General features: G+C 60.5%; 21 protein-coding genes and 1 tRNA gene. 11 read left to right on the top strand and 11 right to left on the bottom strand.

All coding sequences use genetic code 11. From position 1 onward, the window contains the following. Positions 1–79: 79 nt before the first annotated feature. Together DX908_RS14605 and DX908_RS14610 are read right to left on the bottom strand one after the other, a co-directional pair. Complete coding sequence (locus DX908_RS14605; RefSeq protein ID WP_116393227.1) at positions 80–1732, bottom strand: acetolactate synthase large subunit; 1653 nt, start codon at positions 1730–1732, stop codon at positions 80–82. A gap of 83 nt (positions 1733–1815) precedes the next feature. Then, positions 1816–2607, bottom strand: coding sequence for an inositol monophosphatase family protein (locus DX908_RS14610; protein ID WP_116393228.1), 792 nt, complete (start codon positions 2605–2607; stop codon positions 1816–1818). A gap of 129 nt (positions 2608–2736) precedes the next feature. Between DX908_RS14610 and DX908_RS14615 the strand changes: the two genes are divergently transcribed. The 3 genes from DX908_RS14615 to DX908_RS14625 are packed head-to-tail and all read left to right on the top strand — an operon-like array spanning position 2737 to position 4872. After that, on the top strand, positions 2737–4029 hold the full coding sequence (locus DX908_RS14615; RefSeq protein ID WP_116393229.1) for an SDR family oxidoreductase: 1293 nt from the start codon (positions 2737–2739) through the stop codon (positions 4027–4029). Continuing rightward, positions 4029–4499 carry a DUF2269 family protein gene (locus DX908_RS14620; protein WP_116393230.1) on the top strand — a complete coding sequence of 157 codons (471 nt, stop codon included), beginning with the start codon at positions 4029–4031 and terminating at the stop codon, positions 4497–4499. Before DX908_RS14615 ends, DX908_RS14620 begins: the two co-directional genes overlap by 1 nt. Positions 4500–4548: 49 nt before the next feature. Further along, positions 4549–4872, top strand: a complete 324-nt coding sequence (locus tag DX908_RS14625) for a toxin-antitoxin system YwqK family antitoxin (RefSeq protein WP_116393231.1) — start codon at positions 4549–4551, stop codon at positions 4870–4872. Here DX908_RS14625 and DX908_RS14630 read toward each other — a convergent pair. Further along, complete coding sequence (locus DX908_RS14630; protein WP_116393232.1) at positions 4869–6011, bottom strand: PepSY-associated TM helix domain-containing protein; 1143 nt, start codon at positions 6009–6011, stop codon at positions 4869–4871. The genes DX908_RS14625 and DX908_RS14630 overlap by 4 nt on opposite strands. A 227-nt stretch (positions 6012–6238) precedes the next feature. On the opposite strand from DX908_RS14630, the gene DX908_RS14635 reads away from it, so the two are divergent. Continuing rightward, positions 6239–7957 carry a class I adenylate-forming enzyme family protein gene (locus DX908_RS14635; protein ID WP_116393233.1) on the top strand — a complete coding sequence of 573 codons (1719 nt, stop codon included), beginning with the start codon at positions 6239–6241 and terminating at the stop codon, positions 7955–7957. On the opposite strand, the gene murJ is transcribed toward DX908_RS14635, so the two are convergent. Then, a complete protein-coding gene (gene murJ / locus DX908_RS14640; protein ID WP_116393234.1) occupies positions 7942–9552 on the bottom strand; it encodes a murein biosynthesis integral membrane protein MurJ in 1611 nt (536 codons plus the stop codon). The two genes, DX908_RS14635 and murJ, sit on opposite strands and share 16 nt — an antisense overlap. Positions 9553–9614: 62 nt before the next feature. Beyond that, positions 9615–11051, bottom strand: coding sequence for an alpha/beta hydrolase (locus DX908_RS14645; RefSeq protein ID WP_116393235.1), 1437 nt, complete (start codon positions 11049–11051; stop codon positions 9615–9617). Positions 11052–11185: 134 nt separating this feature from the next. On the opposite strand from DX908_RS14645, the gene DX908_RS14650 reads away from it, so the two are divergent. Both DX908_RS14650 and DX908_RS14655 read left to right on the top strand, forming a co-directional pair. Continuing rightward, a complete protein-coding gene (locus DX908_RS14650; RefSeq protein ID WP_158548853.1) occupies positions 11186–12700 on the top strand; it encodes a LytTR family transcriptional regulator DNA-binding domain-containing protein in 1515 nt (504 codons plus the stop codon). Positions 12701–12734: 34 nt separating this feature from the next. Then, entirely contained in the window at positions 12735–13994 is a 1260-nt protein-coding gene (locus DX908_RS14655) for an O-antigen ligase family protein (protein ID WP_116393237.1), read from the top strand. Positions 13995–14031: 37 nt separating this feature from the next. Here DX908_RS14655 and ahpD read toward each other — a convergent pair whose 3' ends face one another. Both ahpD and DX908_RS14665 read right to left on the bottom strand, forming a co-directional pair. Further along, positions 14032–14565: an alkylhydroperoxidase, AhpD family gene (gene ahpD / locus DX908_RS14660; protein WP_116393238.1), complete on the bottom strand. Its 534-nt coding sequence runs from the start codon at positions 14563–14565 to the stop codon at positions 14032–14034. 182 nt (positions 14566–14747) lie between these two features. Further along, positions 14748–15293 carry a peroxiredoxin gene (locus DX908_RS14665; RefSeq protein WP_116393239.1) on the bottom strand — a complete coding sequence of 182 codons (546 nt, stop codon included), beginning with the start codon at positions 15291–15293 and terminating at the stop codon, positions 14748–14750. 147 nt (positions 15294–15440) lie between these two features. Here DX908_RS14665 and DX908_RS14670 point away from each other — a divergent pair, with 147 nt between their 5' ends. Further along, positions 15441–16337 (top strand): hydrogen peroxide-inducible genes activator, encoded by an 897-nt coding sequence (locus tag DX908_RS14670; RefSeq protein WP_116393240.1) that lies wholly within the window; start codon positions 15441–15443, stop codon positions 16335–16337. Positions 16338–16382: 45 nt separating this feature from the next. Beyond that, the gene (locus DX908_RS14675) at positions 16383–16970 is read left to right on the top strand and encodes a hypothetical protein (protein ID WP_147303824.1); all 588 of its coding nucleotides are present in this window, start codon (positions 16383–16385) and stop codon (positions 16968–16970) included. Here DX908_RS14675 and DX908_RS14680 read toward each other — a convergent pair whose 3' ends face one another. Both DX908_RS14680 and DX908_RS14685 read right to left on the bottom strand, forming a co-directional pair. Then, on the bottom strand, positions 16971–18167 hold the full coding sequence (locus tag DX908_RS14680) for an AI-2E family transporter (protein WP_158548855.1): 1197 nt from the start codon (positions 18165–18167) through the stop codon (positions 16971–16973). It lies immediately after the preceding gene. Between the two features lie 46 nt (positions 18168–18213). Further along, entirely contained in the window at positions 18214–19332 is a 1119-nt protein-coding gene (locus DX908_RS14685) for a serine hydrolase domain-containing protein (protein WP_158548857.1), read from the bottom strand. 108 nt (positions 19333–19440) lie between these two features. Here DX908_RS14685 and DX908_RS14690 point away from each other — a divergent pair. The 3 genes from DX908_RS14690 (at position 19441) to DX908_RS14700 (ending at position 23112) form a co-directional block, all read left to right on the top strand. After that, positions 19441–19527: transfer RNA gene (locus DX908_RS14690), tRNA-Leu, on the top strand. Positions 19528–20195: 668 nt separating this feature from the next. Further along, positions 20196–20738 carry an ECF-type sigma factor gene (locus DX908_RS14695; RefSeq protein ID WP_199564767.1) on the top strand — a complete coding sequence of 181 codons (543 nt, stop codon included), beginning with the start codon at positions 20196–20198 and terminating at the stop codon, positions 20736–20738. A gap of 1 nt (position 20739) precedes the next feature. Beyond that, on the top strand, positions 20740–23112 hold the full coding sequence (locus DX908_RS14700; RefSeq protein WP_116393245.1) for a serine/threonine-protein kinase: 2373 nt from the start codon (positions 20740–20742) through the stop codon (positions 23110–23112). A 34-nt stretch (positions 23113–23146) separates the two neighbouring features. On the opposite strand, the gene DX908_RS14705 is transcribed toward DX908_RS14700, so the two are convergent. Continuing rightward, complete coding sequence (locus DX908_RS14705; protein ID WP_116393246.1) at positions 23147–23659, bottom strand: hypothetical protein; 513 nt, start codon at positions 23657–23659, stop codon at positions 23147–23149. 138 nt (positions 23660–23797) lie between these two features. Continuing rightward, positions 23798–24166, bottom strand: a complete 369-nt coding sequence (locus tag DX908_RS14710; RefSeq protein ID WP_116393247.1) for a hypothetical protein — start codon at positions 24164–24166, stop codon at positions 23798–23800. Between the last annotated feature and the right edge of the window lie 190 nt (positions 24167–24356).

Raw genomic sequence — 24356 nt, forward strand, 5'->3', positions numbered from 1 at the left:
CGGGGAACTCCTCTTTGACGTCCCCCAGAATGTACGGACTCGGCGGTGAAAGCCGAGCCCTTTTCGCAGTCAAATTGTCTCAGACGTGAACTTCAATGCCGCCAAGGCGCTTGGTCAGTTTGAGGTTCTCTGTATAATCAATCGGGATCATCACCATGGACGGCCCCTTATAGGCGAGGGCTTCTTTCAAGCCGCCCTGCAGGTCTTCTGAATTCTCAACCCAGATACCGTGCCAGCCAAAGGCTTCGGCGAGTTTGAGCCAATCAGGATTGCCGAAGGCAAGGTCCGTATGCTTCCCAAACTGGTTGTGCTGTTTCCACGCAATCAGGCCATAGCCACCATCGACCCAGACCATGATGTTCACATTGGCATTATAGCGCCGAATGGTCTCCATCTCCTGCACATTCATCATGAAGTCGCCATCGCCCGCGACGCCGAAAATATTGACGTCATCGGGCAGGCAATAACGGGCGCCCAGGATCCCGGGGAGGGGCAGGCCCATTGAGCAGAACCCGTTCGGCACGAGGCAGGTGTTGGGTTCGTGGCACTGGTAATAGCGGGACATCCACATTTTGTGCGCGCCGACGCCAGAAATGGCGACGTCATGCGGCCCCATCACCTGCCGCAAATCCCAGATGGCTTTCTGGGGGCGAATGATGCCCTTGGTGCGGTCGTCTTTATGCGCCTCGAAATCATCAACCATCCGCTTGCGGACTTTATGCTGATAGGAGAGGTCATATTTTGGCAGGCCGTTGGCCTTGATCCGTTCATTCAAGGACCAGAGCGTGTGGGCGATGTCGCCGACACATTCGAGACATGGCGCGTAATAGCGGTCGATCTCGGCCGGGATGAAGTCGACATGCACGACCTTGTGGTCCTGGTTCGGGTTCCACAGGATCGGGTGGTACTCGACCATGTCATAGCCGAGCGTGATGATGACATCGGCGCCGTCAATCGCATCTGCCACGAAATCGCGACTGCCGAGGCCCACCGTGAAGAGGCAATAGGGGGCGTCCATGTCGACCGCGCCCTTGCCCATGAAGGTCGAGATGACCCCGATGCCGGTCGCTTCGCACAGCTCACGGAGCTGTTTGGACGCACGTTTCCGGATCGCGCCATTGCCCGCGATGATCACCGGGCGTTTCGAGCTTTTGAGGAGCTCATAGAGCTGGTCGGCATTCTTGTCGTCGATGGAGGGGCGGCGGAAGCGTGTTACCTTCATCGGGCCGAAAGACGTGTCCTGCTTTGCCACGTCTTCGGGCAGTTCGATCAGCACGGCACCGGGCTTTTCGGTACGGGCAATACGGAAGGCTTTGCGGATGACTTCCGGGATGCTTTCGGCATTGACGATCTGGTGCGCCCATTTGGTGACCGGCTCGAACATGCCGACCACATCCATGATCTGGTGGCTTTCCTTGTGGAGCCGGGAGCTGGAGCCCTGACCCGTCAGCACTATCATCGGCGCACGGTCCATATTTGAGTCGCCGACCCCGGTGATCAGGTTCGTCGCGCCCGGCCCGAGTGTTGCCAGACAGCCCGCCGGCTCGCCCGTCAGGCGGCCATAAACCTCGGCCATGAAGGCGGCGCCCTGTTCGTGGCGGGTCAGAATGAACTGGATGGATGACCCCTCAAGGGACATCATGAAATCGGCATTTTCCTCGCCGGGCACGCCGAAAATATATTTAAGTCCCTCATTTTCGAGGCACTTCACCATCAGGTCGGAAGCTTTCATCGGTCTCATCCCCTCCGAGACATCTCATGGGGCAGAGAGTGACCTGACTGCGACCGTTTAGCAAGGCGAGGAGTCCTGAAAGCTCAGCCCCGGATGAGGTCGCGGACCGCGCTGTGCAGGTGGTGGTTCGAGGCGAGGATCGAGGGCGTGAGGTGCGGGCGCTCCTTGCTCTCCTCGATGGTCGAGACCTCGCCGCCCGCTTCGCGGACCATGACGATGCCGGCGGCGACATCCCACGGGTGAAGCCCGCGCTCCCAATAGGCATCGAGCCGGCCCATCGCGGTCATGCAGAGATCATAGGCGGCCGAGCCGAAGCGGCGGATGCCTGCTGTCTTTGACAGGACGCGGTCGCATTCCTGCAGCGCCAGCTCGCGGCCCGCACGGCCCTGATAGGGCAGGCCTGTGCCGATCAGCGATTCCGAGAGGTCATTGCGGCCCGACACGCGCAGGCGGCGATCATTCAGATACGCGCCAAAGCCGTGTTCGGCATAGAAAAGCTCATCCGTGATCGGACAGAAGATCACCCCGGCATAGGGCTCACGATCCCGCTCCAGCGCAATCGAGATGCAGAATTGGGGAATGCCGTGCAGGAAGTTCGTCGTGCCATCGAGCGGGTCGATGATGAAGCGGTTCGAATTGTCCGCGCCTTCAATGTCATCGCCTTCCTCAAGGATGAAGCCGAATTTCGGGCGTGCCTTCGAGAGCGTGCGGACAATGGCTTCTTCGGCGGCAGTGTCGGCCTTGGAGACGAAATCCGAGGCGCCTTTCTTGCGCACCTGCAGGGCCTCGACCTCGTAGAAATCGCGGCGGAGGACCTTCGCGCCATCACGGGCGGCGTCGATCATGACTTTGAGCAGGGGAGAGACATGCGGCATGGGCGCGTCCTAACGGATGGGGCGGATGAGGTGAAGCGCGCGCCTTTAGGGCAAAGCAGCGGGCGAGGGAAGGGGGCTGTGGCAACAGAGCGGCTGGCCGGTTTTGGCGAATTGGGGCAGTCGTAAATCATGCGTGTTCTTGTTCTTGGCGGGTATGGGCTGATCGGCTCATCGGTGACCCGGCGGCTGCTTGCCGCGGGGCATGAGGTGACAGGGTTGGGACGCGATCCCGGTTTTGGGCGGCGGCTGATCCCGGAGGCCGCGTGGTTTGGCGCAGACCTGCGCCGGATGACGGCATCTGAAAACTGGCGGGATATCCTGTCCGGTGTGGAGGCGGTGGTGAATGCGGCTGGCGCGTTGCAGACCGGCGGGCAGGATGATGTGTCTCTTGTGCAGGAGGCCGCCATCACTGCGATTATTGAGGCATGCGCGGAGGCGGGCGTAAGCCGCTTTGTGCAGATTTCCGCGCCGGGCGTTTCGGAAAAGGCGGAGACGGCATTCTACCGGAGCAAGGCGGGAGCCGATGCGGCGCTCAAATCCTCCGCCCTCGAATGGACGATCCTGAAGCCCGGGCTGGTCCTGTCGCCGCAAGCTTATGGCGGCACTAGCCTGTTGCGGATGCTAGCGGCCTTCCCATGGGTTCAGCCGATCGCGCTGGACAAGTCACCCGTGCAGACGGTGCATGTCAATCACGTCGCTGATGCCGTGCTGCTGGCGGTCGAAGGCGGCGCGGTCAGGATTGAGGCGGACCTCGTCGAAGAGGAGAGCCACAGCTTAGAAGATGTCGTGCTGGCCTTTCGTTCATGGCTGGGTTTTTCACCGCCCAGAGCCGTGATCCGTGTACCGAGATGGCTTGGTGGGGGCGTTGCAAAAATGGCAGATGTGGCCGGTCATCTGGGCTGGCGTTCGCCGCTCCGGACGACGGCAATGAAAGTCCTTGATGAAGGCGTGCGCGGAGACCCGGCCATCTGGAGAGCCCATACAGGCCGCGAGATGAGTTCTCTCGATGCCTCGCTGCGCCAGTTGCCATCGACGATACAGGAACGGTTTTATGCGCGGATGATCTTGCTTTTTCCTGTCCTTCTACTGACGTTTTCTGTCTTCTGGATGGTCTCGGGGGTGATCGGGCTTGTGCGTCTGGAGGCGGCGTCAGCAGTGCTTGCCGGGGCCTTCCCGCCGGCGCTGGCAAAAGCGTCGGTCATCGGTGGCGGGTTTGCGGATATCGCCATCGGCGTGAGCGCCCTGTTCCGCAGGACGGTGCGCGGGGCAGCTGTGGCGGCCATCATGCTGTCTCTGGGGTATCTTGCGGCGGCAACTTTATTCGTGCCTGAGCTATGGGGTGATCCGATGGGGCCGCTGGTCAAGATTTTCCCGTCCCTCGCGCTTGCCCTGACAGTCTTTGTGCTGACGGAGAAAAGATAATGCTCTGGATTGAGCTTCTGCGCTGGGCGCATGTAATTGGGGCGACCGTCTTGTTAGGCACAGGGGCTGGCATCGCCTTCTTCATGGTCATGGCGCATCGGACAAAAGACGCGGCACTCATCGCGCATGTTGCAGGCACAGTCGTGGTCGCAGACTGGATTTTTACAGCGTCAGCAGTCGTCCTGCAGCCGATCACCGGGCTTCTGCTCGCGAAGGCGATTGGCTGGCCGCTGACGCAAGGCTGGCTGATGCTTTCCATCGGGCTTTATGTCCTGACAGGAATGTTCTGGCTGCCGGTCGTGTGGATACAGGCACAACTGCGTGATTTGGCGCGGGCGGCGGCCAAGTCAGGTGAGCCGCTGCCGCCTCGGTACCACAAGCTCTACCGGATCTGGTTTGCCTGCGGCTTCCCAGCTTTCTTTGCCGTGCTGTGGATCGTCTGGCTGATGACCGCGCGCCCCAGCTTCTGACCGCGCCCGAATCCGGGCAGGAGGCTCCGGCACAATAAGGAGCTTCCCCATGCCCACTGCCTGGCATCCCGATGGCCGGATCGCGTTCAAGGACGGGACCGTCTGGCATGAGAATGGTGGTTTAGCCGTGAAAGGCAATCAGGCATGGCATGCCGATGGCCGATTGGCATTCTCCGGCGATGTCGCGTGGTACGGCAATGGTCGGATCGCCAAAAAAGGCGAGAATAGCTGGCACGCAAATGGACGAATGGCCGGGCAGGGCGCGGAAGCTTTTGAGCTTTCGATTGGTCCTTCGGTGACGCTATTGATCGATACGGATGGCATCTTCGCCGTCCGTATCCATGGCAGCACTTATTCGGACGCGGAAAGCTAGGCTTTCTTCCGTTTGCGGAACAGCGGCAGGATGAGCCGCCGGAAGGCGAGCGCGATACCCGTATAGGCAAGGAAACAGGCGGCGAGCGAGGCGAGTGTCGCAATCGTCACGCCGATGATCCCATATTGCTCACCAGTATGGATGTAACGCAGCCAGATGCGCGCCTTTCGGGCCGACGACATTTCTTCATAGCCTTCGGTACGCGTGATCTCGCCCAAAGTGCGGTCGTAGTGAAGGGTGACCCGCTGTTCGGGCAGATAGCCGTTGCCATTATGCAGCGTCATCTGGACCATCTGTGACGAAGGGGCCGGGACATCGACAACAATCAACGTCCAGCCAGCGTCAGTCTCACGAACGGTTTCAAAGGCAGTCTGCAGTGAAACCAGATCACCTTCGGGCTCGGCTGCCGGCTCTTCACTTGGTCCGCCACCACGGCGTCCGCGCTGGGGCGGTTCTTCGCCGAAGGCCTTGTAGACGAGATTATTCGCCCAGGAATAATTGAACACGGTCGCCGAGGTCGCGATCAGGAAGAGCGGGATCAGCGCCCAGATCCCCATGACATGGTGCCAGTTATAGTCACGCGCTTTGGCGGTCGGGTATTTCTTCAGGAAAAAGAGATGCTGGCGGAAGAACACCCATTTGAAGACTTTAGGGATCCACAGATATAGCCCGCTGACGATCAGGAAGATGAAGATGAGGTTCGAGACGCCCGTCAGCATACGGCCGGTATCTCGCGCATCTCCTTCGAGGGCGAGCCAGCGGTGGAATTCCTCAATCTTGTGAAACCACTCACCTGCTTTTGCGGAGAGATCGGGCAGTTCTTCGCCCGTATAGGGATCAAGAATAACGCGCCCTTGGCGGCCCATCTGGGCAATGACTGTCCTGTCTTCTTTTGGCAGGAAGCGGAGAGATGGATTGGTTCCCTCAGGAGCTTTCTCTCGAGCGATGACCGCTAGCTCATCGACCGTGAGCTGAGCTTCGCCGTCTTGGGGGCTGACCGTCTGGCTCGCATCGATCGCGCCGAGGATCGAGCGCTCATATGCGATCAGGACCCCGGTCGCGGACATCAGGAAAATGAAGATCGCCGCGGGTATAGCGAGGGTCAGATGGGTCCAGAACAGGGCCTTGCGGAATGTCATGATGTCGGGATCTCTTGGCGCCACTATTTGCGAGTTATTCGCAATTTGTAATCATGTGCCCGAGCGCCAATTGCGAGTCAATCGCGGGAGTTAACCGGATCAGATATCCGACATGGGGAATGAGACCCCCGAAATGCGAGCTTCTGCCACATCCACTGTGGTGGAAGCGCAAAGCATGCTTCTCTAAATAGAATGACCGTTCCGGAAAATGGCCAAGGAGGGCCCCTATGACTGCTCCCGCCCCGATCACCAGTGAAGAATTCGCCGAAGGGGTGGAGGCGCTGCTCGCAGAAAAAGGGCTCTTCGCGGTTGAGCCGAAAACGGTGCGCGGTGTGGATTATGACCGCAGCTTTCTACTCTCGAACATGTCCGTCCGCGATATGTTCGCGGCCAAGGCGGCGGAATTCGCGGATCGGGATTTCCTTGTCTATGGCGAAGAGCGGTTGACGACGGCGGAGGCCTGGTCGCAGGCCATGCGCTTCGCCAACTGGCTGGTCACTGAAAAAGGGGTGAAGCCGGGGGACCGGGTCGCCATCGCGATGCGGAACTATCCGGAATGGTGCATCGCTTATTTAGGTATTGCGGCTGCCGGTGCGGTCATCGTGCCGATCAATTCTTTCTGGCAGGCCGAGGAGCTGCGTCAGGGGCTGACGCGGGCAGGCGCAAAGATCGTCGTCTGTGACGCCAAACGCGGGGCCGCCTTTGCGCCGTGCAAGGAAGAGCTGGGGCTGACTTTTGTCGGCGCGCGAGAAGAAGTCGAAGCGGCAGACGTGACCTTCGCGGAGATTGTCAACGATAGCGCGATATCGGCGACACCGCCCCAGGTCCAGATTGATCCTGATAGTGATTATTGCCTTATCTATACATCTGGCACGACGGGTAAGCCAAAGGGCGTGTTGTTGACCCACCGAAGCTGCATCAACTCGGTGATGTCCTTTTCCTTTCTGCTGAATGTGGCCCAGCGCCTGCGGCCGGAATTTCCGTTCGTGCCTGAGAACCCTTCTGTCCTTGTGACCTTGCCGCTGTTCCATGTCACCGCATCGCACACGGTGCTTCTGCTCTCCTTCCTCACCGGCAAGAAGCTGGTCTTCCTTTATCGCTGGGATCCCGTCGAGGCAGGCAAACTTATTGCTAAGGAACAGATCACTAATTTCATCGGTGTACCGACCATGGCCCATGACCTGACCCGGCATGCCGATCCAGAGGATCTTGTCAGTCTGGTTGATATTGCGACCGGCGGGGCAAAGCGACCCGAGACCCAGCTCGCAGAACAGGCCGAGACCTTCCCGGGCAAGTCGATGTCTTCAGGCTATGGTCTTACCGAAACCAATGCGCTCGGCACGCATATCACCCTGCAGGATTTTCTCGACAATCCGTCTGCGGCTGGCCGCGTCGTGCCGCCGGTCACGCAGATTGAGGCCTTTAGCGAGGATGGCACGCAGCTTTCCCGAGGCGAGAAAGGGGAAATCTGCATCAAGAGCCCGGCAAATTTCCGTGCGTATCTCGAAGATGAGGCAGCGACGGAAGCGGCCTTTTTCGATGGCGGATGGTTCCGCACAGGCGATCTCGGTTATGTCGATGAGGAGGGGATTTTATACATCCTCGACCGGGCGAAGGATCTCATCATTCGGGGTGGCGAGAACATCTCCTGTCTTGAGGTTGAGAACATGCTGCTGTCCTTTCCGGATGTCGATGAAGCATGCGTCTTCGCCGTACCCGACGAGAAATATGGTGAGATTGTCGGGGCGACGGTCTGGTCGGCCGCAGGTCAAGTTGATCTGGAAAAGCTCCGTGCACACGCCGCTGAAAAGCTCGCCGCTTTCAAGGTGCCGCAGCGGCTCTGGGCGTCACCCCAGTCTCTGCCGCGCGGCACAACGGGCAAGATCGACAAGCGAATGATCCGTCAGGTGACGGCCATGTATCCAGCTCATTATTCGGTGGATTGAGCCGGGGCCGGGCCACCGCCTCGCCATTCGCGCGGGTCTACCCCGCCGATCAGGACAGTGATCCCGGCATAAAGGACGACACTGATCCCGACAAGGACGATCAGGAGGAGCCAGTCCTGCCCCAGCGCAAAGCCGCGCAGCATCTCCCATTCGAGCTTGCAGCCATAAAGAAGGGCGCCAAGCAGGGCGGCGGCGAGGATGACGCGAATCGTGCGGGTCAGGAATTTTGCGCCGGGCGCGAGGTGCCCGCGCCTTGCCAGTGTGAAGGAGAGGAGCGTGACCTCCGTCCAGCTCGCGCAAATCGTCCCCAGCGGTACGGAGAGAAAGCCGATAACGGGGAAGAGCGAGATCGAGATGATCGCATTAAGGGCGATGCCGATGAGGGCGAACTTCATCGGTGTCTTGGTGTCCTCACGAGCAAAATAGGCCGCATTCAACACTTTTTGCAGGACAAAGGCGGGTAGGCCGATGCCGAAGAGCATGATGGCAAGGCCCGTCATCTCGACATCGTGATCATTGAAGGCTGACCCGCCCGCGCCGATCAGGCGGGTGACGTCGCCTGCGAGATCCTGAAACAGCGCCGCACACACCCTGTCCGGAATGACGATCAGGGCGGCGGCGGCGGGCAGGGCGAAGAAGAGCGCAACCTCGATCCCCCGGCTCAGTGTACGGATCGCGCCTTTCTCATTGCCGGATTTCACCGACCGGCTGATTGCAGGCATGAGGACGATGCCGAGCGCAATGCCGATCATCGAGAGGGGGAGCTGGTAGAGCTGGTCGGCATAGGCAAGCCAGCTATTCGCGCCAGCTTGCCGCGAGGCGACATTGGTGCCGACGATGAGATTGATCTGCAGTGCCCCTGCCGCAATGAAACCGGGTGTGCCGAGCAGGATCAGGCGTTTGACCCCTTGGGTCAGGCGCGGCAGGCGCAGGCGCAGGAGAAGCTTTGAGCGGTGCCCGGCAATCAGCAGCATGATGAGCTGGAGTACCCCGCCCGCCATGACGGCACCCGCGGCAGCGCGGCCGATTTCTTCTTCCGGGCGATGGGCGAAGGCCAGAAGCCCGGCGATCCATACGACATTGAGAAGGAGTGGCGCGGCGGCAGCGGCGGCAAACCGGTGCAGCGCGTTCAGCATCCCGCCATAGATGCCGACCATCGACATGCAGGCGAGATAGGGGAACATGATGCGGGTATATTCGACCGTCAGGGTGAAGCGCTCGGCATCATCCCGGAAGCCGGTCGCAAGCACGCTGACGAAAAGCGGTGTAAAGATCATCGCCGCCGCCGAGAGAGCGGTCAGGATGACGATCAGCCAGGCGAGGACATCCTCGGCAAATCGTTTGGCCTCGCCCATGTCGTCATTGACGGTCTTGCCCTGAAAGAGCGGCACGAAGGCGGCCTGAAAAGCGCCTTCGGCGAGCAGGCGGCGGAACATGTTGGGCAGGCGGAAGGCGACGTTGAAGGCATCCGCGACCGGCGTACCCGACGCGCCGACGAGCCCGGCGAGCAGGAGCTGGCGCGCAAAGCCGAGCAGGCGGCTGAGCAGGGTCAGCCCCGACACTGTCGCCATGGATTTAAGAATGTTCCGCGCCATCACTCGCCGCCTAAGAGCCAATCATGGCCCTTAAGCGGCGCCGTGGGGGGACGTCCAGCCGATCAATAAGGCAGGAAGTCCGGCAAGGGCACGGTGATCTCGTCGGTTGTGATGTCCTCGCCGTCGAGGAAGCGCGCCATCACCTCACCGACTTCCGGTGAGACCATGAAGAGATTGTGCCCGGCATTCACGACCGTCACGATATGGGCGTTCGAGAGGCCGGCCACGGCTTCGCGCTGACTTTCCGGGAAGGTCCGGCCATCAAGCGTGCCCGAGAAAACAAGGGTCGGGATGGCGTTTTCCGGCATCTGACGGAAAGCGTCCCCGAGATCGAGATCACGCGCGGCGCTCGCAAGCTGGGGCATCGGGAAATTATGCCACTGGCCGTTGAGCGCGGTTTTCGCCTGGCCCTCGAACGCAGCAAGTCGCTCTGCGCCGATGCCGGAGGCGATATCCATTCCGGACGACATACCGTTAAACCTCATCATCTCCTCTGGCCGGCGGTATCGCGCAAGAGCTCCTTCGAGGGGGGAGAAGTCCCCCTGATCGGCGGCAAGATAGATGCCGAGGAGATAGGCGGCCGAGCCCGGATCGGCGACCAGCCCTGCATTGACCCGCTGCATGTCGCGCCGTGTCCAGATGATCTCCTGGCTTCCGTTTTCGAGCGGGATGCTGAGCGTGACGGGCTCATCTTCGAGGCGTGCCAGCACGCGCCGCATCATCCCGGCGATATCCGGCATCGCGGCGGCGGCCTTGTCCTGTGTCAGCACAGCCGCCTGAAGCCGGGTGTAGTAGGCATCGGTCCGGGCGGGCATTTTGACCGTCTGGTCGAGCCCCTCGACGCTGGCGAGGATCGCGCGGTCGATCCGCTCCGGCATTTCCTTCATCGCGGCGAGTGCCAGATGGGTGCCGTAGGAGATGCCCCACAGGCTGACTTTCTCTGTGCCCAGATGAGCGCGCAGCGCGTCGATATCGCGCGCGCTATCGATGGTGTTGTAGCCCGCAATGTCGATGCCTTCGTCTTCCCAGAAGGCAAGGCACTCGGCGAAGGCGGTGCGGGTGAGGGCGATATAGGCCTCATCACTGATCGCTGTGACGGGCTCGGGCGTATCCGAGATACAGCCCGGGAACTGGTCGGAAAGCCCGGTGCCTCGCTGATCAAAGGCAATGACATCGGCCTGTTCGCGGAGCGCCATGAAGAGGGGGAAACGCCGCCCCTTTGCCGTGCCGGTTCCAGAGCCACCGGGGCCGCCGGCAAGATAGACGATCGGCGCGCCGGGTGTCTTGGTTGTCGCGGGGAAGCGGACATAGCCAAGGGTGAGCGTCCGGCTATTCGGATCCGCCCTGTTCTCCGGCACTTCGAATGTGCCCTCATAGGCTTCAACCGAAGTGCCGTCCTGTGCGGTGAACGTGATCTCTTTCTCATTGGGCGGCGCGGCGATGGCCTCCCCGATGAAGAGAAGAGGCAGGAAGAGGAGCGGGCTGAAGCGAGAAAACATGAGCGGTCTTTCCGGGATTGCGATGAGCCCATGCTGGGCGCTCCCGGTGGGCACCGCGTGCAATGATCGGTGAGCGGGGCAAGGAAATCGGCCAGCGGGCCTCTCATCTTCGGCGAGCGGGCGTAGGGTGGGATATGATTCGGCTTCTCTTGTTCCTCGTAGTCCTTCTCCTTCTGCCAATGGCGCGGGCTGCCGCCGCGCCGGAGGACGGCTATCTGGTGCTGACGAGAGAAGAGATGACCGTCTGCCCGGCGAGCAGCCTTGAGATCGGGGACGCCGATTTCGAGGCGGCGGCTTGCGAGCAGATGAACGCATGGGACATGGATCCGCAGGGCCATGTGATATGGGTCCGGACGGAGTTCGAGGTGCCGGCCGGCTATACCGAGGCGGCCGCGCCGCTTGGTCTTTTCCTCTCGATCAAGGCATCTAGCGAGGTCTGGCTGAACGGGGCGCCTCTGGGGCAGAACGGGATGCCGGGGCTCAGTGCTTCGACCGAAGTTGCGGGCCGTCAGGATGCGGTCTTCTTCATCCCGCCGGGGGCGCTGCGGACTGGGCAGAATGAGCTCGTGTTCCTGATGTCCGGGCATCACAGCCTGATCCGGCTCGCCCATCCTCTCCATGTTGCGGGAATTGCGCCCTACGGCCCGCCGCGGTTTCGGATGATCTCCAAATACTGGCTCTCGCTTCTGACCTTCGGGCTGTTCCTTGCGGGGTTTCTCTATTTCGGCAGTTTTGCAGCCTTGGGGCAGGACCGGCTTGGCTCTCTAATTCTGGCGGCGGCGTCGGTCGCTGCGGGCGGGCAGCTTCTTTCTGAAGTTTCGCGCGGGCTATGGAGCTATCCTTACTGGTTCCAGGATGTGCGACTGGTCCTCTTATTGTTCTTTGCCGGGAGTTTCGGCCTCGCCATGCTGGCGCATACCGCGCACCGATTTGCCGTCCCAAGACGCGGATGGATCATCGCAGGCACGGTCGTTCTGACCCTTCTCATGATCATTTACGCCGGGGGCTTTGACCGCAAGACCATGCTGGCGATCATGACGCCTTGCCTTGGGGCGGCTGTCATGGCGGGCATGGCTGCATTCCGGGGTGACAGAGAGGCGCGCTATCATCTGGCAGCGTTTCTCAGCTTTCTCGTCCTCGTTGTCGTTGCGCCCTTCATCTTCCTTGATATCGGTTTTTACTTCCTCGTGGCGGGGCTTCTCGGCTTTCTCTTCCTTGTGCAGGCGCGGGCCTACCGGGCCATCAGCCTTGAGCAGCAGGAGACCGAGCGCCGCCGCCACAAGCTCGAACAGGCGCTCAAAGAGCGAGAGCAGACCGAGGCCGCCTCGATCACCATCCGCAGCAATGGCCGGATGCAGAAGGTCAAAGCGGCGGAAATCGCCAGCGCCAGCGGGGCGGGCGATTATGTCGAGCTGCACCTGACCAGCGGCGATGAGATGCTGCATTCGGCGACGCTGAACGCGCTCGAAGCCGAGCTGCCGGGGCAGTTCCTGCGGGTCCACCGCTCGCATATCGTCAACACGCATCTGATTTCAGAATTACGGCGGCTGCCTTCTGGCACGGGCGAGCTGGTGCTCAGCTCCGGCCATCAGGTGCCGGTCAGCAAGCGGATCATGCCGCGCGTGCGCGAGGCGCTTGACGCCGTTTAACCTTTCCAAAGTGTTGCGCGGTAGAAGGGGCGTCATGGCAAAGACGCTTCTTCTGGCTGGACCCGTTCTCTTCCTGCTCGTCCTCGCAACGGCCTTGTTCGGCGCCGACAGGCCGGCCTTTGCGCTGTTCCTGTCCGGGGCATTCCTCAGCGTGGGAGCCGTTGCGGCATGGGTCACCCCGCGCATTCGGCTGACCCCGGCGATCTGGCTGGGTCTCTGGGGCGGCGCAATCGTGGTTCTTGGACAGAGCCTCGGGCCGCATCCCGCCATCAGCCTGCCGGACCTTGCGGTCCTGCTCGCGGCTGGTGCGGTCTATCTGACCATGGCGGGGGCAGTCTCGACGGGGCGTCAGGCGGAGCATGTCTTCCGGGCCATGAGTATCGCGGTCCTGCTGGTCGGCATTGCCGCCTTTTTCAATTTCATCGCGTCGCCTGACACGGTGTATGGCCAATCCAAAGCCTTTCATGAGGGGCGGCTGACAGCAGCTTTCCTGTCCGCAAATACGGCGGCGACCCTCTTCGGGATGTTTTCTCTCTTCGGGCTAGCAGGTGTGCTGCGCGTCTTGGGCGGCGGGGGGCTTGCCGGGATATTCGACCGGCTGGGGAAGGGCGCGACTCTGCCGCTCCTTGTTCTGATCTTCTCACTCACCTGCCTGATGCTGACCGGCTCACGCGGGGGGATTGCCGCAACGATTGTTGCAGGCGCGGGTCTCATTTTCTGGGACCGTCAGGAGGCGAAGAGCAAACTCCCTTTCTGGGTGCCGGTGCTGGCGATCCTGATCGTCGGGGCGGGGCTGACGGCGGCGAGCGGCAGCGTGCTTGGCGATCGGCTGACAGAGGGGGCGATAGATGGAAACGGCCGTATGCTGATCTGGCAGGTCTCGCTGGCGGCGTTTCAGGGCGCGCCTCTCTTCGGGCATGGATTTGGCCGCTTTGAGGAGGCGATAGCGCCGCATATCACGCTGGAGACAGCTCCGATCCTGATCCAGCAGGGGGCGGCGCATAACCTCCTCCTGCAATGGCTCGTACAGGGAGGAATTGTCGGTGTGGCAGGCGGGCTTGCGATCCTGACAGCTGCCATTCTGCCGCTTCGGGCGGGTCTTGCGCGCCGCCGTCGGCAGCGGGGCATGATGAAGCTCGCGGGCGCAATGATGCTCCTCGTCCTGCTTCATGGCATGCTCGATTATGGGCTGGAGATTCCGGCTGTTGTCTGGTGGCTCTCGGCCTTTCTCGGCCTTGGCGCCGGGGTCGCAGCCGCGGAGAAAACAGCAAAAAAGAAAAGCCCCGGCCAGTGACCGGGGCTCCTCAGAAGACGGAATTTCAGTTTAACGCTTAGCTCGCAAGCGCAGCTTCCCCATCGAGGGTCGCAGCAGCAGCGTGGACTGTCGAGGCGATGCGGACAGCGGCCTGGACCTGCTCGGTCGAGAGCCCGCCCTTGCGCACGACCGCATCATGGCTGTCGAGGCACATGCCGCAGCCGTTGATGGCGGAGACCGCCAGCGACCACAGCTCGAAATCGACCTTGTCGACACCCGGATTGGCAATCACCTGCATACGGAGTTTTGCCGGCAGAGTCTGGTAGGTCTTCTCCGACACGAGGTGGGAGAAGCGATAATAGATATTGTTCATGCCCATGATGGAGGCGGCGGCCTTGGCGGCAGTCACTGCTTCCGGGCTCAGCTTCTCCTGGGCCTCGGCTGCAATGGCGCGGATCACATCGGCGTTCCGGCTGGCCAGCGCGGTCGCAAGGAAAGTGCCGTATTTCTGCTGATCATTCAGGAGTGTCTCATTGACGAGACTGCTGAGGTTCAGGCGGATGTCTTTGGCGTAGTCGGGCAGTTGCTCGCGCAGGGATTCAATCGACATGGTTTCTCTCCATCCGGCAGCGTGGGATCGCGCCGGTCTCTGTCTAGGCTGATTTCTCGAAGAATGTGGAGAAGCACCGGACAACGGCATTTGGGCAGGGGGGGGAGGCAGTTGCCCGGTACTTCTCTAACAAGCGCGCGCTTTAAGCAGGGGGGAATGCGCGCAGCTTTTCAGGGGACGATTTAGAGCGTGTCGCCGCCGAGGGGGCGGTTACACGGACAAAGCTCGTCCGTTTGCAGTCCATCAAGAACGCGCAGGGTGTCTTGCGGGTTCCGACCGACATTCAGATTGTTCACATAAACGTGCTGAATGACGTTGTGCGGGTCGACGATGAAGGTCGCGCGCAGGGCAACGCCTTCTGGCGAGCGAATGCCGAGGCCGTCGATCAGGGCACCGGTCGTGTCGGCAAACTGCCAGGCCGGGTGCTTGTCGAGGTCAGCATGGTCGCGGCGCCATGCCAGTTTCACGAATTCGTTGTCCGAGGAGCCGCCAAGGACGACAGCGTCACGGTCTTCGAATTCTTTTGCGAGGCGGCCGAACTCGGCAATCTCGGTCGGGCAGACGAAGGTGAAATCCTTCGGATAGAAATAGATGACTTTCCATTTGCCCGAGAAGCTGTCCTGAGTGACGTCCTCAAAAGCGCTCTCGCCGTTTTCTTCGATCTGGTTGAAGCCGGGCTTCACGCCCGTCACTTTGAATTCCGGCAGTTTGTCGCCAACGCCAAGCATCGCAATCTCCAATATCTCTCAAGTGTTCGTGTGTCGCGCAGCCGAAGTTACGCCCTCGCTGCAAGGGGGATATGGGCTGTTGCATGCCTGCGGGCAAATAGATTATGCGGTATGTTAGTATCGAAATAGTCGATAGGAGAGCCGCCCTTGCTGCCGACCCTCAGACAGTTGCAGTTTTTCACAAGCCTTGTCCGGAATGAAAGCTTTTCGCGTGCCGCGGAGGAGTGCTGTGTCTCACAATCGACTCTCTCCGCCGGGATCAAGGAGCTTGAGGGCGTTCTTGATGCACCGCTGGTCGACCGCAGCTCGCGCAGCTTCATCCTGACCCCGCTGGGGGAGGATATGGCCAAACGCGCCGAAGAGATCATCGGGTTGTCGCAAGACATGGTGCGCGCTGCCGCCGGTCGCCCGCCGCTGACCGGCGATCTGCGGCTCGGGCTGATCCCGACCATCGGGCCTTATCTGTTGCCCGAGCTGATGCCGAAACTCGCCAAGGCCTATCCCGAATTACGGCTCTACTTACGCGAAGAGCTGACCGATCATCTGATTGACGGTTTGCGTGCGGGCCGGATCGATATTGCGGTCCTTGCCATGCCGGTCGAGACCGAAGGGCTCGATACGCTGATCTTCGGGGAGGACCCTTTCGTCTTCGCCTGTTCAAAGAACCATCCGTTTGCGGACAAGCCTTCGATCACCAGCAAAGAGCTGAGCGGTGAGAAGCTTCTCCTGCTTGAGGATGGGCACTGCCTGCGCGATCATGCGCTAGATGCCTGCGCCCTGCGCCAGCGCGATACGGCGGACGCGTTCGGTGCAACGAGCCTCTTCACCCTTGCGCAGATGGTCGCGAGCGATGTTGGGACGACCCTGATGCCGCAGCTCGCTGTTGATCATGGGTTAGCGAAAATGTCCGGGGTCGTCACAATTCCCGTCATCGACAAGGGCGGACACCGGCCGAGCCGCGATCTGGGGCTCGCGTGGCGGCATGGCTCCGGACGTGAGGCAGAGGCGCGGGCCCTAGCCGAACTGCTCGCGATTGAGGGGTAGGGGGCAAAGCTGTGTCATAGTGGCGAGCAAAAAGGGGACGAGACGATGAAAAAGAGCCTTCTGACTGCCGCTTGTACAATGGGCCTCGGGCTAGTGCCTGCCTTGGCGCAAAGTGACCTTGCGCCGCCGCGCTGTGACTATGGCGCGCCGAATGAGAACGCGCCCGAAGAGTTGTCGCAGTTCGCTTTCCTGATCGGGGATTACACGATCTCGGCCCATGCCTGGCAGAATGGTGCTTGGTCGCCTCCGCGCCCCGGCACGCCTGCACGCTGGAACGGCTATTATGGTCTTGAGGGCATGGCGATCGTCGATGAATGGTATGGCCGCGATCCCGGCATCGAGCCCGAGACAGGCAGAGGCATCAATGTACGCTTGTGGGATGCCGAAGAGGGCGAATGGGACATGATGTGGATCGCCACCGCCGGTCGACAGGTTCAGGATCTGCGTGCAAAGGTGATGGATGGTGTGCTGACCATGTGGCAGGTCTATCCCGAACGGCCTGAGTTCAAGGCGACCTTCCATATTGAAGATGAAGACCACTGGGCGCGCATCAGCTACGTCCCTGATGAGAATGGCGAATGGCAACCACAATTCAAACTGGCCGCCACGCGCATTCCGTGCGGGGAGGAGTAGTCAGGCAGCACTTTCTTCGTCATGGCTGGCGAGGGGCGCAATTTCTCCGTTATCGGACAGCATGATCGCGATGGGCCGCGTTGCTTCGAATTGTGACAGTGTAATCAATGCAACGACTGTGAGCGGTACGGAAAGCAGCATCCCGGCAAAACCCCAGATTGATCCCCATGTCGCCAGCGAAATGAGGATGACGAGGGGCGAGAGGTTAAGGCTCTTGCCCATCACCCGCGGCTCGACAAACGAGCTGATCGACTGTTCCGCCCCGGCAAGAAGGAGGAGGGTGAGGGCAGCTTTCCCCAAGCCCCCATCTGGCGCCAGCAAAGTGAGAAGGACTGGCAGGGAAATCGCGATCACTGCCCCGACAATCGGCACATAGCCAAAGACGAAAATCAGCAATGCCCAGAATCCGGCAAAGTCCGTGCCCAGCGCCAGCATGAGGACAAAGGAGATGCTCGCGACCGTCAGATTGATCAGCGTTTTCATCGTCACATAGGTGCGGATGAGGCGGGTGACATCGTCGATCGCGTTGTCGATCCGGTGACGCACGGCGACCGAGCCGGCCATGCGGGTCAGCTTGCGCGAGAACCGTCCCCGCTCGATCAGGATAAAGGCCGTATAAAGAAAGACGGTAACGATATTGCCCAGCAATGTGCTGGCCGCCGTGGTGGCCGACGCAATCGCGCCACGCGCCGCAGCGAAAGCCTGAGAGCGCAAGCCCGAGCCGGCGTCAGCAGGAATGTCCTCCCCGTCGATTGCCGCCATGCCGCCCCGTAGGCCGTCAAGGAAGTCGGCCATGGCCTCGACGGCGTCCTGCGGCATCCATGACCGCCCCTCTGCCCAGCCGACAAAACCAGTCGCCAGCTCGCCCAGCCGGGCCTGATATTCAGGTGCCTTCTCAAGAACAGCTTGAGCATTCTCTCGTACGATCAGGCTGATCACGAGGAGGATGCCAACAATGATGACAAAGGAGAGGCCGAAATTGACCGCCCCCGGCATGAACCGGCCGATAACGGGCAACCGGTCGAGACCATTCTTTACCGAGACGATCAGGAAGGAAAGCAATGCCGCCACGATCAGCGGCACGAGAATGCCCTGCGCCACCCAGAGGATGAAAAAGACGATGATCGTCAGACCCAGCCCGTAAAAAGCGGCTGCGACACTGCGGGGCGGTCCGGGCTGTTTTTTCTTTTCCGTCATGGTGTTGAGGGTGGACGCGCTTTGGCTCCCATGTCCAGCCTCCCCCTCAGGGGGTGAGGTCGAAATCCTGCGCGATGCGGGCGGCCAGCTTCTGGAAGGCGGGCTCGGCGTTCTCGAGATCCCCGTCATTGGTGACCAGTGCGATCACCGCGCGCTCATCGGGTACGAGGATCAGGAGCGCATACCAATATGTGTTCGAACCATTGTGCCAGATGATCGGCCCGGCGCCATAGCCGCCGCCCGAGGGGTCCGAGACCCAGCCATAGGCATAGCCGAAGCCTGTCTCTTCATTCCGGCTGGGCGGGGTATGCAGAAGATCATAGCTTGCGCGGGAGAGAAGGGCGGGGTCTTGGGAGAGATGCGCCTGTCCGTATCGCAACAGATCGGCGAGGGGCAGGGCGGCCGTCCCCGCCGGGCCGATAAAGGCGGGGTTGTCGGCGCGGGCGGCCGGGTTCCTGGGCGATTTGCCGAAGATCCCCTTGGCGTGACCCCAAGGGGCTGCCTCGCCGGTCGGCGGGCCGAAACTGATCTCAATCCCCAGCGGGGTGAAGACGCGCTCTGAGAGGAGCTCTTCCCAGGGTGTTCCGTCTGCGGCCTTTTCCGCCATTGCCCCGGCAATGGTGAAGCCGACATTCGAGTAAAGAAACTCACCGCTCTTACCCGGCAGGGGGGCGCTGATCATCTTCTCAACCTTGGCCTGACGCTGGCGCGAGATACCTGTCCGGGTTTCCGGATTATCAGACAGCATATCGATCAGGGAGAAATTGCCCGGCGCGCCCGACGTGTGGGTGAGAAGCTGGCTCAGCGTGACACCGCGCCAGCTTTCGTCTGCGGCATCGCCATAGATATCACCGATCGTCGTCTCAAAGCTCAGCGTGCCGTCTTCGACCATGGTCGCGATCAGCGTACCTGTCATGGATTTCGTGATCGAGCCGAGATGCCAGGCATCGTCACGAGAGAGCATGCCGCCCTTGCCCTTGATGCGCTCGCCATCGACGGCCAGCGCGACAATCTCGCCCTCGACCATCACCGCGGCGCCCATGCCGATGAGGCCGGCTTCCTCGCGGGCGTCCGACAGGAGGTCGGCGAGGGTGCTGTCCTGCGCGCGGGCAGGCAGGGGCAGAAGGAAGAAGAGCGCGGCCAGCGCGGCGGTAATGCGGGGCATAGGGCGGGTCTCCCTCAGGGGTTTCGAGCCGGACGCTAATATAGCGTCGGGCTGAAAACTAGGGTTTGACAGCGCGCCTGCGAGAGCATATTCCCCGCGGCTCGGCATGCCCAGATGGCGGAATTGGTAGACGCGCCAGCTTCAGGTGCTGGTGTCCGTATGGACGTGGAGGTTCGAGTCCTCTTCTGGGCACCATTTCAGGGTTTGAGACCCTCCGGAAAATCCAAAAATTCAATAAAAACAAAGAAATTAGCATGGGTGTCGTCCGGCGCGGTCCGGGGGCATGCTAGGTAAGCCGACATAATTGGGTGCACATTTGAGGGCATCGCAATTCAGAAGCCAATGTGGTGCCCCCAGAAAATCCCCCTGACAGATATTCGAGTCCGTTCCGCAAAGCCCGGAGCGAAGCCTTACAAAATGGCTGACGGAGAGGGGCTGCACCTCCCCGTGAAACCGTTGAGGTAAGGACTTGTGAGACATAAAACTGGGGCCGGGGGGATGATGGCAGAGAACCAGTTCTACAAGATCGAAAACATCAAGGATGTAGATATTCGCGCCCATCTCACTTCTTCATTGGACACGCCATTCTTTCACTCAACATGGCTGCGTTCAAAGGGGACGGGTCACGTCTGTCATCCGAGATGAAGACACGACAGGGTTTGTTGAAGGGATGCCTTGATGATGGTTCAGGGGCCAAACCCAACCGGAATAACCGAAAATCGCCTGAAACAGATATCGAGCGTGAACGCCGCTTTCCATCGCCCCCGTCTCTATCTAGGTTTGATCGAAACTGACCACACGCCTTGCCGCCACAACAGCGCCAATCTTCAGCCAGCCGGAGGTCGAATGCGATGAATACGGACATGCAGCAGACCAGAATGCTGCTCGGAGACTGGCGCCGCGGCGATATTGGTGCTCGCGACCAGCTGTTCGACCGGCTCTACGGTGAACTACGACAAGTATCCGCCGCCCTCCTGCGCCGGGAGAGTAATAATTCTCTGGCGACGGAAGACCTCGTTAACGAGGCGGCCATGCGACTGATGGAAATGGACAGCATCGACTGGGCTGACCGAAGCCATTTCCTCGCGCTCTCGGCCCGTGCCATGCGCCGGATCCTGATCGATCATGCCCGCAAGAAGAAGTCCGAAAAGCGTTCCCATGAAAAGGTGACGCTGATGACCCGTTTCGAGGGCGGACAGCAGCGACTCGATCTCGAAGAACTTGAAACGGCGCTCATCCGACTTCAGGCCATCGACGAGGAAAAGGCCAAGATCGTAGAACTGCGGTTTTTTGGCGGTCTGACGCCGGCCGAGATCGGCGAAGTTCTGGGTACGTCTGAATCCACTGTCAAACGCCAATGGCAAATCGCGCGGACCTGGCTTCTCGACGCCATGGGAGGACCATAAGGTGGCAGACAATCGGGAACTAGAGATCGAGGCGATGAAGGCCCTCGAAGAAGCCTTCGACAAGCCTGAGGCAGACCGAGAGAGCTGGGCGAAAACGCGGTACTCATCTGATCCCGCGCTTCTGACGAGGGTACTCAAACTCCTGAAGACCGACGCGTCGATGAGCATGGCCTTGCGTACCGGTGGCGCTCGGGATGCGCTCGAAGACGAAGTTTCGCCCGAACGCGCCGGCCAATATCGGATCACCGACCTTATCGGCCGCGGCGGCATGGGGGCTGTCTACATCGCCGAACGCGACGCCGGCGACTTCGATCATAAAGTCGCCGTCAAGATCATTCGCCCCGGCGTACTGAGCGATGTCCTGATCGGCCGCTTCGAAACCGAGCGTCAGATCCTGGCGAGCCTCAACCACCCAAATATCGCACGACTTTTCGATGGCGGTACACTGACGGATGGATCGCCTTACATTGTCATGGAGTATGTCGATGGAATTCCGATCAGCGAGTGGGTCAGGAAAAAGGACCTCTCCCTCGAAGCGCGGCTGGAGGTGTTCTGCGAGGTTTGCTCGGCGGTCGAACACGCTCACCAGAACCTCATTATCCACCGCGATATCACCCCGACGAATGTGCTCGTCACCAAGGACGGTGCCGTCAAACTGATCGATTTCGGGATTGCCAAACCGCAGGTGCTTGAAGACGACGTGGCATCGGCGGCCCAGAAGGCGATTGACTCGCGCACCTACACTCCAGGCTTTGCTGCGCCCGAACGCATGGAGGGAGCGCCGACCAACACTCTTTCGGATGTCTATTCTCTGGGCAAGCTCCTCGCTGCGATGCTCGGCGGGCTGACCATCCCTCAGGATGTGTCCGCGATCATTGCCAAAGCGACCCGGACCGACCCGGCCGACCGATATCGATCCGTCCTCGCCCTTTTCGAGGATGTCGAGAATTTTCTTTCCGGCCACTCCGTCGAGGCACGAGGCGGCGGCCGGTTCTACCGATTCGGCAAATATTTCCACAGGCACTGGCTGGCCGTGAGTGTCAGCTCCCTCGCCGCCATCGGCCTCATTATCGCCTTCGCGGTCACATTGTTCCAGTATCAGCGCGCCGAAACGGCGCTCGACAGTGCGAATGCTCGCTTCGAACAGGCGCGCAGCTTAAGCCGTAGCCTGATTTTCGACACCTATGACGAATTCGAACAGGTCGCCGGCACGCTGGAGCCTCGGCGGAAACTTGCCAATCTGGTCAGTGACTATGTCGATGACCTTGCCGGCGGCGAGAATGTTCCCAACGATATCCTCTTTGATATCGGCACCATGAGCATGCGGCTCGCTAATCTCTATGGCGCCGTGGGTCTCGCCAATCTGGGCGACACGGAGAAATCCGAGGAACTGCTGCTCAAAGCGGAAGTCGCGCTCGAAAAACTTCTGGCCGACGAGCCGACGAATACAAAAGCGCTTGCCGAACTCGCCATGGTGAAGCGGAACCTCTCCATGCAGCACCTTCTTTACAATGAAGATATCGATATGGCGGCCCGCTACAATGCTGAAGTGCTGGATATGGCGGCCAAAGGCACCGCGCTCGGCGACGAGAACGAACGTACGCTGCTGCGGCATTTCTGGAGTGGCCGCACCGACAGGCTGCAAATTCTTTATCAGCAGGAAGACTATGAGACCGCACTGAACGAGGTCCAGTCCTGGCGCGCGGAGCTCGACGACGAGATGTTCGAACGGCTTGGCGGTGGTGAAGAGATGGCCGCCTACATGGCCATGCAGGAGGGCGAACTCCTGATAGATCTGGGTCGGCCCGCAGAAGCCGTCGCCCCTCTCGGCTATGCCAGAGCCTACCGCCTCGGCCAGCTTCAAGGCGAGCCCGACAATTACTATCAGAAGACCCAGCTGCTGACGGCCAGCATGATCATCGCGCGTGCCCATACCGCGGCCGGCGATCTTGAGGCGGCTCTTGAGGCCAATGGCGACGCACTCACCGCAGCACGTGAACTATTTGCGCTGGATACGGAAGATGCAGGCGGACCTGAGGGTCTGAACAAGGTCCTTCAGGATCGTGTTCTTTACCTCAACGAACTCGGGCGGCACGATGAGGCGCGTGAGGCTGCGAGCGAGGCAGTCGATCTTGCCGCGCTCCTCGACGAAAAATTTCCACAGACCCCATATTACCAGAGACTTCTGGTGGATTCTTACCTCACGCAGGCGGGCATTCCCGGATCGCCCGCTCTGTCGTGCCGGGCCATTGCCGAGGCCCGCGCGTTGAACGCGCAGCTCGGCACAGGCGTGATCAACGGTGGAGAAGAAAAATCTCCGGAGACTGACGAAAAAATAGCCGGCCTCGAAGGCCGGCTCAATTGCAATATCTAGGCTGCCGTTCGACCAATGATCCTGACAGCATGTCTCAGTTCGGGCAGGGTTCGCCCGCCTTGTGGTTGACGTGGAACGTGGCCTGACCCATCGGCTGGCCGCGCTGGTCGATAAACATCGCATGAACATGGCACTGGCCGTCGAACTGGAGCCTCAAATTCGACCTGTTCACCTTCCCCCGCTGACGCAAGTTCGGGGTGGTTACCATAGTATTGGCCATCATCCCGTTGAATTGACCCTGGATCTGGGAAACGCCGTTGGGGGATCGTTGGCTTGCCTGGATCTGTCCGTTGGCGGACACTTGCGCCTGCCAGGGGGCCGCGTCATTTCCGGTTTGCGGACTGGAGTAGTACCACTGACCACTCAGTGACTGGAAACTTCCTCCACCAGCGCCAAAGCCGGGCTGACCATAGGGCTGCTGACCGTAAGGCTGCTGTGGCTGGACCATACCGCCGCCGGGATAGCCAGGTTGCTGACCATAGCCTTGGGCGCTTGCAGTGGCGGCCATCATCGCGGCCGCGGCGAGAAGGGAAAGGCGGATTTTCATTTTCAAGCTCCTTGATCTGCGACGGCGGGCGGGCGAGACGCTCACGGACAACCGCTCAGTAAACGTATGAGGTAGTGTGGGGTCTGGGTGGGTGACGGCCCAGCGGCGAATCCGCCGGGCCGCTCTCCCCACTATCGATCAATCGAACATCCAGGTCGTGTCATAGAGACCGCCCGGAGCCCAATTGCTCGATTCCGTTGAGGTGTATGCGGAGCTGTTGTATTCGCTCCAGCTGTTCGTGGACGCTTGGTTACTCGGCGTCAGGTCGTACATGCCGACCGACGGGTCCATGCTGTAATTGTAGTTCGAGTACACATTGCCGTAATTATCGACCTGCGAGTCGTAGGCATACGGATCGACATAGTGGACGTTACCGAACTGATCGACCATTTCGAGGCCGTAAGGGCTGATCGTCGACCAATCGCTGTAATCTTGGGCGCTTGCGGCACCGGCGCTGACGGTGGTGGCGGCAATGGCAGAAAGGGCAAGTTTCGAGATGGTTTTCATGACATTGGTTCCTTTCAGGTTCTGGTCTCTCTCGTGTTGGTGGGCCCCCTCATCAGGGGCCTCATTAGAAAAGGCGTGAGCCAGCCGGAAAACGGGTCAGAAATTTTCAAAAAAAATGGAGAATTGCAGCGCGAAGACACAAAATATTGAAAAATCAATGGGTTAACCGCGAGATTCGACGCACTTTTTT

The sequence above is a fragment of the Parvularcula marina genome (assembly GCF_003399445.1).
Taxonomy (GTDB): Bacteria; Pseudomonadota; Alphaproteobacteria; order Caulobacterales; family Parvularculaceae; genus Parvularcula; species Parvularcula marina.